Origin of the sequence: Sporosarcina jiandibaonis (assembly GCF_013184495.1) — a bacterium.
GTDB classification, from domain to species: Bacteria; Bacillota; Bacilli; order Bacillales_A; family Planococcaceae; genus Sporosarcina; species Sporosarcina jiandibaonis.
In genome coordinates this window covers 1409709-1425971 of sequence record NZ_JAAOIY010000001.1, presented here as the reverse complement: position 1 = coordinate 1425971, position 16263 = coordinate 1409709, and the positions used below count along the sequence as shown (strand labels likewise).

General features: G+C 39.9%; 12 protein-coding genes and 1 riboswitch. Of the genes, 7 read left to right on the top strand and 5 right to left on the bottom strand.

The window, feature by feature from the left end:
- Window positions 1-286 precede the first annotated feature (286 nt).
- Window positions 287-1630: a cyclic 2,3-diphosphoglycerate synthase gene (locus G8782_RS07075; protein WP_172370155.1), complete on the top strand. Its 1344-nt coding sequence runs from the start codon at window positions 287-289 to the stop codon at window positions 1628-1630.
- Between the two features lie 130 nt (window positions 1631-1760).
- Here the strand turns inward: G8782_RS07075 and nagE are convergent, their stop codons facing one another.
- From nagE to G8782_RS07055, 4 genes are all read right to left on the bottom strand, one after another.
- Window positions 1761-3209 (bottom strand): N-acetylglucosamine-specific PTS transporter subunit IIBC, encoded by a 1449-nt coding sequence (gene nagE / locus G8782_RS07070; RefSeq protein ID WP_172370154.1) that lies wholly within the window; start codon window positions 3207-3209, stop codon window positions 1761-1763.
- Between the two features lie 379 nt (window positions 3210-3588).
- Window positions 3589-3765, bottom strand: a complete 177-nt coding sequence (locus tag G8782_RS07065) for a hypothetical protein (RefSeq protein WP_172370153.1) — start codon at window positions 3763-3765, stop codon at window positions 3589-3591.
- A complete protein-coding gene (locus tag G8782_RS07060) occupies window positions 3749-5005 on the bottom strand; it encodes a helix-turn-helix domain-containing protein (protein ID WP_172370152.1) in 1257 nt (418 codons plus the stop codon). Before G8782_RS07060 ends, G8782_RS07065 begins: the two co-directional genes overlap by 17 nt.
- A 316-nt stretch (window positions 5006-5321) precedes the next feature.
- The gene (locus tag G8782_RS07055) at window positions 5322-6623 is read right to left on the bottom strand and encodes a S8 family peptidase (RefSeq protein WP_172370151.1); all 1302 of its coding nucleotides are present in this window, start codon (window positions 6621-6623) and stop codon (window positions 5322-5324) included.
- Window positions 6624-7115: 492 nt separating this feature from the next.
- On the opposite strand from G8782_RS07055, the gene G8782_RS07050 reads away from it, so the two are divergent.
- From G8782_RS07050 to G8782_RS07030, 5 genes are all read left to right on the top strand, one after another.
- On the top strand, window positions 7116-8912 hold the full coding sequence (locus G8782_RS07050) for a sigma-54-dependent Fis family transcriptional regulator (protein ID WP_172370150.1): 1797 nt from the start codon (window positions 7116-7118) through the stop codon (window positions 8910-8912).
- A gap of 262 nt (window positions 8913-9174) precedes the next feature.
- Window positions 9175-10371: an iron-containing alcohol dehydrogenase gene (locus G8782_RS07045; protein ID WP_172370149.1), complete on the top strand. Its 1197-nt coding sequence runs from the start codon at window positions 9175-9177 to the stop codon at window positions 10369-10371.
- 26 nt (window positions 10372-10397) lie between these two features.
- Window positions 10398-11741: a GntP family permease gene (locus G8782_RS07040; RefSeq protein ID WP_172370148.1), complete on the top strand. Its 1344-nt coding sequence runs from the start codon at window positions 10398-10400 to the stop codon at window positions 11739-11741.
- Window positions 11742-11754: 13 nt separating this feature from the next.
- A complete protein-coding gene (locus G8782_RS07035) occupies window positions 11755-13203 on the top strand; it encodes a CoA-acylating methylmalonate-semialdehyde dehydrogenase (RefSeq protein ID WP_172370147.1) in 1449 nt (482 codons plus the stop codon).
- Window positions 13204-13438: 235 nt separating this feature from the next.
- On the top strand, window positions 13439-13627 hold the full coding sequence (locus G8782_RS07030) for an IS3 family transposase (protein WP_343034999.1): 189 nt from the start codon (window positions 13439-13441) through the stop codon (window positions 13625-13627).
- A 124-nt stretch (window positions 13628-13751) separates the two neighbouring features.
- Here G8782_RS07030 and G8782_RS07025 read toward each other — a convergent pair whose 3' ends face one another.
- Window positions 13752-14894, bottom strand: coding sequence for a hypothetical protein (locus G8782_RS07025; RefSeq protein WP_172370145.1), 1143 nt, complete (start codon window positions 14892-14894; stop codon window positions 13752-13754).
- Between the two features lie 31 nt (window positions 14895-14925).
- A riboswitch (cyclic di-GMP riboswitch) is annotated at window positions 14926-15009 on the bottom strand.
- 864 nt (window positions 15010-15873) lie between these two features.
- On the opposite strand from G8782_RS07025, the gene G8782_RS07020 reads away from it, so the two are divergent.
- Window positions 15874-16209 (top strand): DUF3870 domain-containing protein, encoded by a 336-nt coding sequence (locus tag G8782_RS07020; protein WP_172370144.1) that lies wholly within the window; start codon window positions 15874-15876, stop codon window positions 16207-16209.
- Window positions 16210-16263 lie beyond the last annotated feature (54 nt).

Below are 16263 nucleotides of genomic sequence, written 5' to 3'. Positions count from 1 at the left end.
TTTACAATTATGAGAGATACCAAGAAAAATTAAACGGCCTTAGCCCTATAGAATATAGAGCTAAAGCCGCTTAGAACCATTTTATTATTTCCACTGTCTACTTGACAGGGAGCAGTTCAATACACATTGTCGATATCCCTTTGAATTTTCATCCATAATCACAATTGCACCGTACATAGGTACCTTAAAAGCGAAAAATATCTATTTATTACAAAAAGTGCTCGTATTTAAATACGAAAAGAGTTATAATTATAACTAGTAATTGTAATTGTAGGAGGGCATACATATGAAAAGAAAAAATGTACTAATTATAGGCGCTGCAGGAAGGGATTTTCACAATTTTAATGTGCATTATCGAAATAATGAAGCGTATAATGTTGTTGCTTTTACGGCAACGCAAATTCCTGATATCGATGGACGTAAATATCCAAGTGAATTAGCTGGTGAACTATATCCAGAAGGGATTCCGATTTATTCGCAAGATCAATTAGCAGAATTGATAAAAGAGTTGAAAGTGGATGAATGTGTTTTTGCATACAGTGATATCAGTTATGAAGATGTGATGGGCGTGAGTGCGATTGTGAATGCAGCGGGTGCTAACTTTACTGTACTTGGTCCGAAAAGCACGATGTTAAAAAGTAATAAGCCCGTCATATCTGTTTGCGCAGTACGAACCGGAACGGGTAAAAGTCAAACGGCACGAAAAGTTATCGAAACGTTACTTGAGCATGATTTGAAAGTCATCGCGGTTAGACATCCGATGCCATATGGCGATTTAAATGCGCAGCGTGTTCAGCGTTTTGCGACAGTGGAAGACTTGAAGAAACATAATTGTACGATTGAAGAAATGGAAGAGTATGAACCGCATGTTGCACGCGGAAATATCGTGTATGCAGGTGTTGATTATGCAGATATTTTAAAGGCAGCTGAAAATGATCCAGATGGTTGTGATGTTATTTTATGGGACGGGGGGAATAATGATTTTTCTTTCTTCGAACCTGATTTGGCAGTGACTGTGTTGGACCCGCATCGCCCTGGACATGAACTAAAATACTATCCTGGAGAAGTCTGTTTAAGAACAACCGATGTTGCGATCATAAACAAAGTCGATAGTGCAACAGCAGAGGCCGTCCAAATCGTTGAAAATAATATAAAACAAGTAAGTCCGAACAGCACCATTATTAAAGCCGAATCAATGATTACAGTCGATAATCCTGAAAGTATTGTTGGAAAACGTGTATTAGTCGTTGAAGATGGCCCGACGCTGACGCATGGCGAGATGAATATTGGTGCGGGTATTCTTGCGGCTGAGCGTTTAGGTGCGAAAGAAATCATTGACGCACGTCCATTTGCAGTTGGTACGTTAATCGAAACGTTTGAAAAATACCAGCATATTGGAAACGTTCTTCCAGCGATGGGGTACGGAGAACAACAATTGAAGGATCTCGAAGAAACCATCAATCAGGCTGACTGTGATGCAGTAATCATTGGAACACCGATGGATTTATCTCGAATCATTTCGATTAATAAACCTTATACGCGTGTTCACTATGAATTAGACGAAGTGAGTACACCGAATTTAGGTGGTATTTTAAAAGATTTTATTCAAGAAAATAAACTTGAGCGATAACTTTTTGTCACATACCTATTCAGAAAAATACACTATAATTGCATAAAATATAAAAGGGGATATCGACTATATAAAACTTTGTCGATATCCCTTTGACTTTTTATTCATAATTACAACACGCAATGGTACCTTATTTACGCATTTTCTCGATTTCATCCGCGACAAACTGGACGCTTGTGCCGACGATCACTTGAATGCTTTGCGGACCGACAACATTGATGCCTGGGACACCTGTGCTTTTAATCTTCTTTTGGTCTACAGCGTCCATATCTTTTACTTCAACGCGTAACCGTGTTGCACAGAAGTCGATCGATGTGATGTTATCATTACCGCCCAACCCGTCATGAATTTTAGCCGCCATGTTCGTGAATTTATTTTCAGTCTGTACGTCATTTTCGAGCTCCTGCTCATCATAATCCTCATCATCACCACGACCAGGTGTTTTCAAGTCGAATGTAGTGATTAGAAATCTGAATAGGAAATAGTAGATGACTGCAAATACGAGCCCTTGAACAATCAGCATTAAAGGATTATTCGCGAGGGGTAGTCTCGAACTTAAGAAAAAGTCGATAAACCCTGCACTAAATCCAAATCCTGCAGTCCACTTAAATGTTGCAGCGATGAATAAAGACAAACCTGTTAACGCGGCATGCACAAGGTATAGAGCCGGCGCAAGGAACATAAATGCAAATTCAATTGGCTCCGTAACACCTGTGAAAAATGCCGCAAATCCTGCCGCTAACATGAGTGATGCCGTCTGTTTTCTTCTAGTTGTTTTAGCAGTATGATACATAGCAAGTGCTGCGGCCGGCAAACCGAACATCATAATAGGGAAGAAGCCCGCCTGATACATGCCGGTGACGCCTTTGGTTCCCGAACCATCCCAGAACTTTCCGATGTCATTGATCCCTATAGTGTCAAACCAAAATACCGCATTCAAAGCGTGATGCAATCCCGTTGGAATTAACAAACGGTTAAAGAAACCATAAAGGCCTGCACCTACACTACCCAATCCACTGATTCCTGTACCAAAAGAAACTAAGGCACCATAGACAAGAGGCCAAACAAAGAACAATACAGCTGAAACAAATAACATCGCAACCGCAGACATGATTGGAGCAAGCCGTTTTCCACTAAAGAAAGCTAAGAAATCCGGCAATTTAACGTGACTAAAACGATTGTACATGACTGAAGCAATAAGCCCAGAAATAATTCCTATAAAAGCATTATCTATCTTTTTAAAAGCCGGGTTCACGTTTTCCACATCAATGCTTTGAAGCAACGCAACACTATCTGTCTTTAACAAAGTAGTTATAACCAAGAACGCAACCAATCCGCTAAGTGCAGACGCCCCGTCTTTGCCTTTAGACATCCCATAAGCGACCCCGACTGCAAATAATATCGGGATGGAGTCAATAATAGAAGCACCAGCCTTAATTAAAAACGCGGCAACGACGTTTCCTTCACCCCATCCATCATGGTCGATCCAATACCCGATCCCCATCAAAATCGCAGCTGCCGGCAATACAGCCACAGGCAACATCAAAGAACGTCCAAGCTTTTGAACATACTTCATCACAATAAACCAACCTCCATTCATGATTTTTTCTAAATACTTTTGTGGAACGTCCGCGTAAAAGGAATATAAAAGACCTGTCTACTATTAATATTAGTGAACATCCTCGCGCAGAACATAAAAGGCATGGGGGGGGAATATATTAAATACCTTTTATATTGACACTTTTCGACAATAAAAGGAAAACTCCTTCTTTTTCTATTGTAAGGTGCCTAAGCAAGACATTACGGCAGCACACTACAATTGCATAAAATGAAAAAGGGATTTCGACTGTATAACACTTTGTCGATATCCCTTAGGCTTATTATCCATTACGGTGAATTGTAATAAATGCACCACGCACAGGCACTTTTCATTAATAATGTTCTTTTGAATATTACTATTACAACAGGTTTCGTGGTTGTGGCGGCATTATTTCTACCGGGCCACCCGTTCTGGCATTTGCTTCTACAGCATCATGAATTAATTCGTTCCTTTCAGAGCCGACTATTGCATTACTAATTGCAAATGAGGAAAATAAACATAATACCAGAAATAATACTTTAAACTTTTGTTTCATGGTTTTCATCCCTTTCTTCATTAAAATAGTTATTATAAAAGTACGCTTTCTCGTAATTACCTTTTTCTCTATGATATTTTGCAAGGCGAAACGCCATTCTTCGTCCTTCTCTTATATCGTCGAACCTACTAAGGAATGGGAACATGATTTCCTCGCAATAGTCATATGGCTCTTGATGAGTGAGTTTCATATTTTCAAAGTACTTCAATTGGATCTTCAAATACTGTTCATCAGACCTATTTGCTCTTTCCTGTAATTCTTCAAGAGTTTGTGGCGATTCACGATTCGTCCCAATGGATGTGTGCAGCATATTTAATAATACGGAATCATAAAATTCGCATTCCGTTGAAATAATACTTTTTAATTTGACAAGTAAATCATATGCATTTGCATGATTTCCCATGCGTTTCTGTAAGATAGAGAAATTATAGAGTGTCTGATGATACAACTCTTCCTGTCTCATCATCCGTGTGTTGCGCATCAATATAGAAAATAGCTCTTCCGCCCATAAATAGTGATCCAGATTCGTAAAATTGATTGCTTGGAGCATCTGAGCATGCATAAGCCGGATGTAATTACAATCTTTCTGAAAGTGGCTAATGGCAAAACCCGCATAATAGGATGACTTGTCGTATTTAGCCTTTTTTTGTAGCAACCAAGCCCTTTGATAAAAATATTCTCCTCCTAATATATTTGAAATACTCTTTATATCTGCATATTCATCAATCTTGGAAAAGAGCTTCTCCGCTTGATTGTCATCTCCTGTGGATATATAAAACATGATGGAAAACACTACTGAAATAATTTGTTCAGAGGCATTAAATGTCGGAGTCAATTTGTCAATCATCAGCAACTGTCGTTTTGCTTGACTCATTTCTTTCTTAAACAAATAGTAACGTAGTTTATACAACTCATATTTATTCAATAAATCAGTTGACTGCAGATATTCTTCGTCTTTCTGCAACTCCATGTATAACCTTTCCATTGATTCAAAATCGTAATAGATTGCATATTCAATAAATTCCTTCAACTTTCTTTCAAAGTTTTTATAAACATGAATTTCGTTTTCCAAAGCGATATTCATTCGTTTGAATAAGTCTTCAAGCGTTTCTTTGTGCGGACTGTATTTATTTGATTCAATTTTACTTAAATGTGAAACGGAGCAAATACCTTCCGATAGCTCTGCTTGCGTCATACCATTTCGTAAACGATAATATTTTATTATGGAGCCGAAATTCATTAAACCAACCCCCCTCCTCATTATTTTGATTAATCAAATTATAACATAATTGAAAATATATTATATGAGAAAACAGCCCCATAGAAGGGACTGCTTTTTCATAGGTTATTTGGTGTGTGTGAAAGTGAAATTAATCCTCAATATATTAGGGGGCTATATAGTGAGGAATTCAGTTCAGTTTTAATCATTCGACTTTAGTGCAGACTCCCACTTTATTTTGCTGTTCTGTCGGGTAGTTGATTCACCCTTTTTCTGTAAGTTCCAGAATAGAAGTGTGGGTCTAAATGTAAATAAATACATATAAAATATTGCTATACTACCTTACTCGCGCAAAACCAAATCCGGATGCGATATCATCACCCGTACCTGCATAGTGACCGCCCCTGATGTCGTACGCTCTGGCGCGATTTTGAAGGTTTGCACGCAATTGTACATTTGTGTAACTTGGATTTTCCGCCCAGATTTTCGCTGCTAAACCCGCGACATGCGGGGAAGCCATAGATGTCCCGCTTATTGTTGCATAACCTCCATTGCTCCATGTTGAGAAAATTGCTGTTCCAGGCGCTGAGATTTCAACATCACCTTTTTGAATGACATAATCACCTGCAGTAGCGGTGTAACCCCGTGAAGACGTGTTCGCAACGCGATAAGTGCTATTTTGAATTACGTTTTCCAAGTTTGCTACTGCTATTGCTGTTGGTAACGCCGCCGGATAGTTTATTGAACCTGGTGCATAACCGCTATTTCCAGCAGCAGCTACTATCAAAACACCTTTGCTGTATGCGTAGTTCACCGCGTTTGTAATTAGGGAGCTTTCACCGCTAGACCCTAGCGACATATTAATGACTGTTTTTACATTGAGTGCGGACGCTTGATCGGCCACATGACGGATTGCATTGGCGATATCATCAGCATATCCGCTTCCGTTATCCCCCAATACTTTGTAAGCCCAGATTTTCGCATTAGGCGCGACGCCATAAACGCCCTTGCGATCATCTCCACCTTCAGCAAGTGCGGTTCCTGTAACATGTGTCCCATGACCTTGTCTATCAGTACATGTCCCGTCTACTAGTGTTGCTCTAGCTTGCGTGAAGTCTTTACATTGTTCCGCATTATAGTACAAATCAGCATGTTTTATGTTGACGCCTGTGTCGAGTATCGCAATTCGGACATTATTTCCACCTGAAGTTTGTGTTAAGTAGTTATCGTTGTAGATTGCTTTTATTCCCCAAGGGATGGATTGACTTGCAGCAGTTGTCCCTACATCATTGCTCAGTTTCAAAGAATCCTGATCTACTTGTATGGACAGAATCTCTACTTTCTCCACTTTAACGCCTGGAATACTTTTTAATGCCTGGAATTCCTTTTCCGTTACATCAGAAGTGAATGAGTTTCCACCAAATTGATTGCGTACTTCAATTCCCGCCATGGCAATTGCACTCACGTTCGAATCAGTTGTATCGATGAGCACGCGGAATGTCTCACCTCTGAAAGATTTCTGTTTTCCCTTAAGTTCCCCTAAGTCATATGAATTCTGGCTGGCGCTTGCTCCAGTTGTCGGAATAAGCAAGGACATTGCAAGTAAAACACTAGCGATGATTTTCCAAGAGTTTTTCATTAATAAGGTCCCCTTTCTACTGCGAATTTTGGTACTAGCCTAACTCTATCAAGTTGATAGTTATTAGGCAATTGGGAAAATTCTGTACCATCTTTAAAATCTTATATATCAAGTGATTTATTTTTCTCTTTCATTAGTCACCATTTTTATAGTTTATTTCCATTAAAGTTAATAAAACAATGACGTTAGAACTAGTCATTGTTGGGAAAATACCTTATTTTAACAATAGAAACTTCCAAGAGTGTCAGGTCCCTGCGCAAGAAGCTATTCAGTCAATACACTACAATTGTATAAAATAAAAAGTGGGTTCAGACTATATAAATCTTTTTCAAAATCCCTTTAGATTCTTATCCAAAGTCGTGAATGGCCATAAATTCACTATTTCCAGGTACCTCCCAGAAAGTATCTCTCACAATATCGGTTTCTAGAATTGTGGTAAAATAGAGTTAATGAAAATATTAAAACAATTTAACTATAATTAGGGTGAAAGAAATGGAACTGCAAAATGAAATAGTTGATGAGAAGAATGATGAAAAGCTAAGCGCTGGACATTGGATGACGCCGTACCCTCATATAATCGAGGCAGGGAAAACATATAGGGAAGCCGCAATAAAGATTGAAAAGTATCAGCTTAGCTGTTTGCCCGTGGTAGATGAGCTAGGGCATCCGGTAGGTTTAATCACTTTAAAGAAGTTAATGAATTTATTTCTTCACGGGAATCCAGATGAAAAAATTAAAAGTGATATTCGGATTCACGATCTAGTTCTCGTTAAACAGGATGCAAATTTATTGGAACTATTTAAAATTCCTCATAAGCAGTTTTTAGTAGTGGACGATAGTGGGCAGCTTGTCGGGATTTTGACTAATCAAGACATTCTGGATGGATTTTCGAAATATATTTATAAATTAGAGCAAACCGAGAATAAAGCCGATGCACTAAATGTTATTTTGGAAAAAGCATATGAAGGAATTGCCGTTGTAGATGAAAATGGGGTTTTATTGGAGTTTAATGAAGCATACAGCCGCTTTACGGGTGTGAAAAGAGAAGAGGCGATTGGTCGTCATGTAACAGAGGTTATTGAAAATACGAATCTTCATATGACAGTGAAGACAGCTATTCCGGACCGGGGGGTGCTCCAAGTCATTCAAGGTCAGCCTATGGTTGTCCATCGAATACCGCTTTGGAAAAACGGAAAAGTTGTTGGGGCTATTGGAATGCTAATTTTTGAAGGTGTCTCAGAAGTTTACGAAATTCTTGATAGGTTACAAAGAGAAAAAATTAAAAACAAGACTGAAACAAAAATGATGACTACTGAAATAGCAGAAGATAGTCGTATTACGATGGACCAAATCATTGGAACGAGTGAGAGTATTTTACAAGCAAAGCGATTAGCGCGAAAAGCTGCAAGAACGGCGGCTACGATTCTTATTTCCGGGGAAAGTGGTACCGGGAAAGAAGTTTTTGCGAAGAGTATCCATCATTTGAGTCCGTATTATAATGGCCCATTCATAAGTGTGAATTGCGGGGCTATACCTGAAAACTTGTTTGAGTCGGAGCTTTTTGGTTATGAAGAAGGCGCTTTTACCGGCGCTAAAAAAGAAGGGAAACCAGGGAAGTTCGAACTTGCGCAAAATGGAACAATTTTTCTGGATGAAATTGGAGAGTTATCCCTTTTATTGCAAACGAAATTATTGCGTGTCTTGCAAGAAAGGGAGGCGGAGCGAGTTGGGAGTATTAAAAAATATAGCGTGGATGTTCGTGTCATTGCAGCAACGAATCGCAATCTTGAACAGATGGTTGAGGACGGAACATTTAGAGAAGACTTGTATTATCGACTAAATATTATCCGTTTGCATTTACCTCCTTTGCGTGATCGAAAAGAAGATATCCCTACATTGTTAGCGCATTTTTCAAAAGAAATATGTGCCAAATACGATATCATGGAAAAACAGTTTACTTCAGCTGCCGTCGCATCTTTAGTTAATAATCCATGGAAGGGAAATATAAGGGAACTGGTGAACACCATCGAACAGTCTGTCATCATGAGTGATAAGGACATGATCGATGTCAGCGATTTACCGAAAGTGATGAGAAAGCAATCAACCGATGACCCGGAGATGAATCTTTCTTTAATCGAACAGGCAAAGTCTGTAGGGGAAGAAGCTGAAAAACAACTAATTTTACAGACGTTGAAAGAAGTCGGTGGCAATAAATCGCAAGCCGCGATAAAACTTGGTATCCATAGAACGACATTGTACCAACGATTAAGGAAATACAATATCCGTTAATGTGTAGTGTAGTGACTACACAGTGTCGGTTACTGTAGTGATGCCCCTACACATTTGATGGGAAAGTGTAGGGGTTATTTTTTTTTAGTTTTCACAGATGGATTAATTCAAAAATGAAAATTAAGGTTTACTTGCCGTCAGAATGGGAAGTAGGCCAGTTTTTATTGTTTCGACATTAAAAATTCGATGTGAAATTCGGTTTTTTATTCAGATTGGCATGCTTCTTGCATTTAACTAGGGTGAGGAGAATGGAGTGATGAAAATGGAAAACTATAAGCTTTTCAGATCGCCACAATTAACGGTTTACGGGCGAGATGCTTTTAATCGGGTAGGTTCAGAAACGGCCCTCCGAGGAAAAAGAACTTTAATAGTAAGTGATGGGATTATGGAAGGTCTTGGTTACATAGAACGATGTGTAAAATCCTTGAAAGAAAACAATATCGAAAGTGTAACGTATATCGGAGTGAAATCAGAACCATGCGACAAGTATGTCGACGAAGCCCTTTCCCTGTTCGAAGAAAATAACTGCGATGTCATTCTTTCACTTGGCGGTGGAAGTTGTATTGATACGGCAAAAGCAGTTGCGGTTGTTGCAACGAACGGCGGGTACATAGGCGACTACATGGGAGGAAAAAAGATGGCTGCAGTTCCATCGGTTCCCCATATCGCGATTCCAACTACAGCCGGAACTGGATCAGAAGCAACGGACGTAACGGTTATTACGAATTTAAGCAACGACGAAAAAATGATGATCAAGCAACCAGCCTTTATGCCAGCTGTCGCGATTGTAGATCCGCTTTTAACGATGTCCTCCCCGGATAAAGTGACGGCGGCAACAGGAGTGGATGCATTATGTCATGCTGTGGAAGCGTATTTATCCAAAAGAGCACAACCGTTGACTGATACACTTGCACTATCCGCAATTACATTAATCGTGAAGAACTTAAAGCGAGCTTATGAAAATCCGGAAGACGTCGAAGCAAGAGAAGGGATGTCCATCGGATCCATGTATGCAGGAATGGCGTTCTCAAATGCTTCTGTTGGTCTTGTTCATGGAATGTCTCGTCCGATTGGCGCACTTTTCAATGTTCCCCACGGCGAATCAAATGCGATGTTGCTTCCGGCGGTACTTGAGTTCAGCCGTGAAGAATGTACGGATAGGCTCGCAGTAATCGGGCGGATTTTTTCCGAAGAAGCAACGCAAATGACTAACGATGAAGCATCAAAATTCGCAGTCGAGCAAATTAGAAATCTTTGTTTAGACCTCAAGATTCCTAATTTGAAAGGTTGGGGAATTGAACAAAACAAGTTTGAAAGCGTTATCAGTAAAATGGCGGTTGACGCTTTAAATAGTGGTAGCCCTGGCAATAATCCTCGAGTTCCAAGCCAGCAAGAAATCGAAGAATTATACCGAACCTGTTACGACTATCAATTTTCAGGAAGCGAAATCTATCAATAGATAGAGGATTGATGGGGTGAAGTGATATGTTAGGTATGATCGGTTTAATAGGATCTCTTGCGTTATTGATGTTCTTAACGATGAGGGGCGTCAATATTATCATCGGGGCTATCATAAGTGCAATAGTTGTCGCCATTACTGGCGGAATTAACCTCGAAGCTGCATTGACTGAGCACTATATGACAGGTTTTACAGGGTATTTTGCGAATTGGTTTCTAATATTTTTACTAGGAGCCATATTTGGTAAGATAATGGAAGGTACCAAAGCAGCCGATAGTATTGCAAAGTGGGTAACTGATAAACTAGGTCATTCTCGTGCAGTATTCGCTGTTGTTGCAGCAGCTGCAATTATGACGTATGGTGGCGTTAGTTTGTTTGTAGTCGGGTTTTCGGTTTATCCAATCGCAGTTTCATTGTTCAGAAGAGCTAATTTGCCGCATCGTTTCATACCAGCGGCTTTAGTATTCGGTTCGATTTCATTCACAATGACTGCACCGGGATCTCCGGAAATTCAAAACCTGATTCCGACTCAATTTTTCGGAACGAAGCCGACAGCTGGCGGGTTGATCGGCGTACTCATGGCCGTGCTAATTATGACAGTTGGCGGTTTATACCTTGGTCGAATGGTCAGAAAAGCTACAGCAAAAGGCGAGGTCTTCTCGTTGCCGAGCCAATCTCAGAAAAGAGAAGATGAAAAGAAAGAAAAGGAACAAGTAGCTATAGAAAATGGAGGGCTAGTTGATAATGGGGCGCTTCCACCAGTAATACTGGCCTTATTGCCGCTGATTTCTGTAATTGCCGTGTTGAATATAATGGCTAACTTTATGTCTTCAACGGCTGCGGCACTTATTTCATTATCAAGCGGTATTTTCCTAGGCAGTGTGTTGATGGCTAAATACTTGAAACATTTCTGGGATGCATTGGCTCAAGGGGCGCAAGATGCATTAGTCGCGGCGGCCAATACATGTGCAGTCGTCGGGTTTGGTAGCGTTGCTGCCCAAGTGAACGCATTTGATAGTGTAGTAGATGCACTCATGAGTATTCCAGGTCCGCCAATGTTAGGGCTTGCGATTGCAGTTACATTAATTTGCGGCATTACAGGATCTGCTTCCGGCGGTCTCGGTATCGCATTGCCAATCTTGGCGCCAATTTATATGGCCCAAGGAATTGATCCGGGCGCTATGCACCGAGTTTCAGCGCTTGCATCAGGCGGTCTGGATTCGCTGCCGCATAACGGATATGTAGTGACGACAATCCGGGCGATTAGCGGAGAAACGCATAAACGGGCGTACGGACCGATATTTATATTAAGTGTCATCATTCCGACGATTGTAATGTTCTTGGCAGTTATTCTGTATTCAATATTTTAAGGAGGAATAAACAATGACAAAAAATATTTTGAAAAACTTTATTAACGGTGAATGGGTAGAAGCGAAAACAGAGAAGTATGATCAAGTACCGAATCCTGCAACGGGTGAAATTTTAGCGGAAGTTCCAATTTCAACTGCGGACGATGTAAACGATGCAGTTCAGGCGGCGTCAGAAGCGTTCCGCACATGGAGTAAAACAGCTGTACCGAGAAGAGCACGGGTTTTATTCAAATATCAACAGCTTCTTGTAGACAATTGGGATGAACTTGCTGAATTGATCACGATTGAAAATGGAAAAAGTTTTAACGAAGCGCGCGGCGAAGTGCAACGTGGAATCGAGTGTGTTGAATTCGCAGCAGGTGCTCCGTCACTGATGATGGGGAAACAATTACCTGATATCGCAACGAATATCGAGTCGGGCATGTATCGTTATCCAGTAGGGGTTGTTGGTGGAATTACACCATTCAACTTCCCGATGATGGTACCTTGCTGGATGTTCCCGCTGGCGATCGCAATGGGTAACTCCTTTATTTTGAAGCCTTCAGAAAGAACGCCGCTTCTTGCTAATCGCTTGGCTGAATTATTGCAAGAAGCAGGTCTTCCGGACGGCGTATTTAACATTGTTCACGGTGCCCATGACGTTGTAAATCGCATTCTTGAGCATAAAGATATTCCGGCAATTTCATTTGTTGGGTCAGAGCCGGTAGCGGAATACGTGTATAAAACAGGCGCAAGTCACGGGAAACGCGTACAAGCATTGGCAGGCGCGAAAAACCACTCGATCGTCATGCCGGATGCAGATTTAGATGCATCTGTTAAAGAAATAATCGGAGCAGCTTACGGTTCAGCGGGCGAAAGATGCATGGCCTGTGCGGTTGTTGTTGCGGTTGGAGATGTTGCCGAGCCACTTATTGAAAAACTGATGCAAGCTGCGGACGATATTAAAATCGGTAACGGAATGGACGATGGCGTATTCCTTGGACCGGTAATCCGTCCGGAACATAAAGAAAAAACGGCTAATTATATTAAAGTGGGTCAAGAAGAAGGCGCGAAACTATTACGTGATGGACGTGAAGACGAGTGCATGACAAATGATGGTTACTTTATCGGGCCAACAATTTTCGACAATGTGACAACAGAGATGAAAATTTGGAAAGAAGAAATTTTCGCTCCGGTACTATCAATTGTTCGTGTTGAAACACTTGAAGAAGCAATTGAGCTCACGAATAAATCCGACTTCGGAAACGGAGCATGCCTATTTACGCAAAGCGGTCATAGCGTTCGTTACTTCCGTGAAAACATCGAAGTCGGAATGCTCGGCGTAAACTTAGGAGTCCCTGCGCCAATGGCATTCTTCCCATTCTCAGGATGGAAAAACTCCTTCTACGGCGACTTGCACGCAAATGGATCAGACGGCGTAGAATTTTACACAAGAAGAAAAATGTTGACAGCTCGCTGGTAGTAAAATAATTTTTAACTAACAAAGGTTGCGGGGATTCTTTTCCTCGCAACCTTTTTAGGTACCTGCGCAAGACACTATTCAGACAATACGCTACAATTGCATAAAAAAAGGGGATATCGAATGTAACGCTTTGTCGATATCCCCTTGAGTTTTTATCCAAAGTCGTGAATAGTCATAATTGCACCTTGCACAGTGCTCAGCCCCCTTATAATGGACAAAGGATAACAAAGGAAATATTATAATTGGGAGTTACTTCTCTTATTTGAAGACGGAATTTCCGCATCTGTTTCCTGTAGATTCAGCTGGACAAGTAATCGATGATTTGGCGAATTTTATTACTTATTTTAACGAAGAACGCAGTCAAAAGAGACTGGGTTATTTGATGCCGACCCCTTATTTAAAGACAGAAGGTATGGTGCGTTAATAATAATTATTCACTGTCCGAAAAGGGGGGGCTAGACTACAGGTACCTCTTTTACATCTATAGTAAAACTGAAAGGGCTGTCTGGAAAGTTAGTGAAAACAACTTTCTAAACAGCCCTATTGATTTAATTTTTTAAAACAGCAGATGCATCATACGTCATTGTACCAGTGTGATAAGTTAGAGTAACAGTATAAGTAAATCCACCAATATTGAAATCTTTTGATGATGAGTTTTGGCTTTGCGAATTCGGATCGGCAATATTACCATCTAAGACTTCGTTTGTAACATTGTTAGTCGAACCATCAGAATAAAGCACGGTATATGTTGCTAAAACCTTAAACTGATTCTTATTATGTCTTTCAGGAGATAATTGTAAATCATTTAACTGAACAGCAACCACGTCAACAACTGGAACTTGAGGCGCTGTGAATTCTTGGGATTTAGTGATCTCCCCAAAATCGTCAGTAACAGAATGAGAAATAGTATTCACTTGGCCGGGCGTTAATCCGCTTTTTGTAACTGAATTAGTCGAAGTTTGGCCTCTGCTATCGGTAATTAAGATGTTAAATGTAACCGAGTAGGTTTCGCCATCGAATACCCAAGTTGGAGCTTCCGTTGAGAATACAAATTCCTGATTTGCAATTGGCACGTCAAGGTCAGTACCTAGAACTGTTACTGTTGAATCCGAACCTCTAACATCCATTGTCTTTGCTGTAACTACAGGATCACCTACTGACCAATTTTGAACCTCGTCATAAGACAATGTGAATTCATTAGTTGAACGATCATAAGCAGTCCAAACAGTGTTTTCGACAACAGTAGTTGTTACAAACGGTACATGAATCTTTTGACTTGCCGTAGGTGCGCTTGTATGAATGCTTCCGGCATGCTTCCCATTCGCGTAAATTGTATGGGCTGCAATCTCAATATCTGCATCACCTTTAGTGGTAGATACATCAATCATTGCTTCATATCTCCATATTTTATCTCCGACTTTTGTAACCGTTGTGTCTTTTGAACCGGGAATGGTTATGACTAATTGGGGTCCGTCGATAACAACGGTTCCAGTTAATGTTATTTCTGTAGCGTATCTGGCTACTGTTATATCATCAAAGCTAATAACTCCAGTTTGGACATTTTGTTCGGTCCGCCCAGTTTCTTTTGCATCCGTTTTTGGAGCAGCATGAATAACGGCAGTACTTAGTCCAAAAACGAGAGAACTAGCCACAATCGTAGAAATAACTTTTTTCGAACACACTTTTAACATGATTACCATTCTCCTCTTAATTATATTAGTTAAATAAGAGGGTCGGTTACACTATTTGCTCCACGTAGCCCAAGTGTCCAAGTAAAGACTATGCTTCATAGCACCCCTACGTTAAAGTTCAGTTACACTATTTGATCCATATAACCGAAGTGCCGCATACAAGCTGTACTTCATCGCTTACCGGACAACATCTTAATTATGATTAATTAACCACTTTAAGTAGAAGTCGATGTTCTGATACAATTGGTGGCCACATCAACATATCGAACAACTCTACGACTTTAGTATAGAATAGAAGATAGGTAAAAGATACCCTTTTTTATCGACAAATTCAGATTGGTTTCGACGAAATGCCCGCTATTTTGTAGTGTTTAAAATTCGATATCGACTTTAGATTCATGAAAAAGAATCCTGAATTATTTTCTGTTTGCAGGGATTTAATAGATGAGTTAATTTCCACTGCAAATTATAGTATCCGTGGGAAGCGAGCTGGTATCCAAACAATTAGTCAGCTCTCACTTTAAGAATTTGAATCCTGGGATGGAGAAAAGTTTAGAAGGCTTAATGCAGTAAATCGAGATTACATTGGTAGAGCAGAAGAAATAAATGATTTTAATGCGGTACTGGCTATTTTACGCAGAATTGTTGTTGGTGGTCGAATGGGTGACGGTGCCCCTTGCAATTTGGACATTTTTCTGAATAGCATAGTTTCATATAAATATCGGGTGCCTGTGCATGACACTATTAAGAATATTCACAACGACTGTATGAGTTAAAACATGAACTCAGTAATAGCAATATTCTCTATCTTTTCGTGTATTATTATAGTAATTCAATGCATTGTCATAATTGGTTCTCACACAGATACTTTTTTTAATCCTGAATTAATATTAACTAATTCCACTTTAGTTTGAATTTACTAAATTATATCTTCGATTCATGTTATTATTGTATAAGTGATAGAAAGGATTTGATGTATATGAATACTATTTTTATAGCAGGGCACGCGCGTCTTCCATCTGGTATGGCAGCGCAGAATATGTATGAAACACTGACGATTACAGCAGAAATCGATAAGCAATATGGCGTGATTGTCACTGCTAGCTGTACATTGGCAACGATGCATGGACAGGAATTTGTTCAACAAATGCTAAGAGGGTATAGTTTACAAGACGGCATTGATAAGCCAGTTGAGATTGTGAGAAATCATTATTTAGGAAAAGCGGGGAATGCGTTAATTTCAGCGTTGAAAGATTTGTATAAACAATATTGCACTTATATTGAAATGAAGGGTGTGTCGAAGCAATCAGTCTAACGGGAGACTATCTGTTCAATTTATATAGAACATTTAAATTAATTAAATAATTAT